General features: G+C 63.4%; 1 protein-coding gene. It reads left to right on the forward strand.

The features are described from left to right. The first annotated feature begins 174 nt into the window (after positions 1-174). Positions 175-1,653: an IS1634 family transposase gene (locus OPF83_RS17325; RefSeq protein ID WP_264888895.1), complete on the forward strand. Its 1,479-nt coding sequence runs from the start codon at positions 175-177 to the stop codon at positions 1,651-1,653. Positions 1,654-1,668: the final 15 nt, after the last annotated feature.

Consider the following 1,668-nt stretch of genomic DNA (forward strand, 5'->3'; position numbering starts at 1 on the left):
CCGACTTGGCTCAAATTGAAGTGACGTAGACTATATTGACGCGTTGGCCTGCGGGTATGGGTGTTCAGATTCGGGTTTTTCCGCACTAAGAGGGTGGTGTGGGGGTGGCCGGTAGATTCTCCTGGTGTGAGCCCGTATGTCCGCACGGTCAAGACCGCCTCTGGAGCGCGAGCCGTGCAGGTCGTGTACTCAGAGCACCGCGGCTCCAAGAAACTCAAACACGTCGGTTCGGCCCACACTGATGAGGACTTGACGCTGCTTCGGGCGAAGGCGCAGGAGATCATCGAGGGCGAGCAACAATCCCTTGACCTGGGCATCGATGTCACGCCGGCGGGGACTGGGTCGAAGCAGTCTCCGTTGGCGGTCACCGGTGAGCGTGCTGGCTACCTCATCGATGCCATCACCGGCGCCTACCGGGCCCTCGGCTTCGATGCCGCCACCGATCACGACTCGGTGTTCGCCGATCTGGTGATGGCCAGACTCGTGCAGCCGGGCTCGAAGCTGGACTCGGTGGAAACCCTGTCGGAAATCGGGGTGGCCTCGGCCAGCTACGCCACCATCAAGCGGCGTCTCCCGTCGTATGCCGAGCCCGGTTTTCGGGACCGGCTGACCGCAGCCAGCGCGGCCCACGCAGGCATCGGACCTGGGGTGATGGTGCTTTTCGACGTGACGACTTTGTACTTCGAGACCGACGAACCGGACGATTTCCGCAAGCCAGGATTCTCCAAAGAGCGACGGCTGGAACCACAGATCACCGTCGGCCTGCTCGCCGATGCCTCCGGGTTCCCACTGGCCGTGGGGGCCTTCGAGGGGAACTTGGCCGAGACCCGCACGATGCTGCCGATGCTCGAACGCTTCGCTGGCACCTACAACGTGGACGACATCACCGTCGTCGCCGACGCCGGCATGTTCTCCGACGGCAACAAGAAGGCCATCGTGGATGCTGGCCTGCACTACATCCTCGGCGTACGCACCCCGGATGTGCCGTACCCCCTACAGGCGTGGAGGAAAGCCAATCCGGAGGCGGAGTACACCGATGGGCAGATCTGGAGTACTGCGGACCGCTCCGGGCGCGGCCCCGACGGGGTACCGCACTCGATCACCTACTACCAGTACTCGTGGAATCGGGCTCGCCGCACTCTCAAGGGCATCGCCGAGCAGGTCGACAAAGCCGAGAAAGCCGTCACCGGGAAGATCGCGATCAAACGCAACCGGTTCGTGGACCTGAAGGCACCGAAGAAGCAGGTCAACTGGGCCCTGGTCGAGAAGAATCGGGCCCTGGCCGGAGTCAAGGGCTACCAGACCTCACGCGTGGACCTGACGGCCGAGCAGGTGATCTCGGCGTACCGGCAGCTGCTGAAGATCGAGAAGACGTTCCGGATGTCCAAATCAGACCTGAAAGCCAGGCCGATCTACCACCACACCCGCCAGTCCATCGAGGCCCACCTGACCGTCGTCATGGCCGCGATGGCCGTCGGTCACCTGCTGGAGAAACGCTCCGGTTCATCCATCAAGCGCCTGGTCAGGACCCTCAAGCGCTACCGCACCTTCGAGCTGACCATCGCCGGGCAAACCGTCCACGCCGCCTCCCCGGTAACCACCGAGATCGCCGACCTGATCGACCGACTCAACGCCCCCGACCTTCCGCACTAAATTGAGCCAAGTCGG

Source organism: Dietzia sp. NCCP-2495, from assembly GCF_026011735.1.
Classification (GTDB): domain Bacteria; phylum Actinomycetota; class Actinomycetes; order Mycobacteriales; family Mycobacteriaceae; genus Dietzia.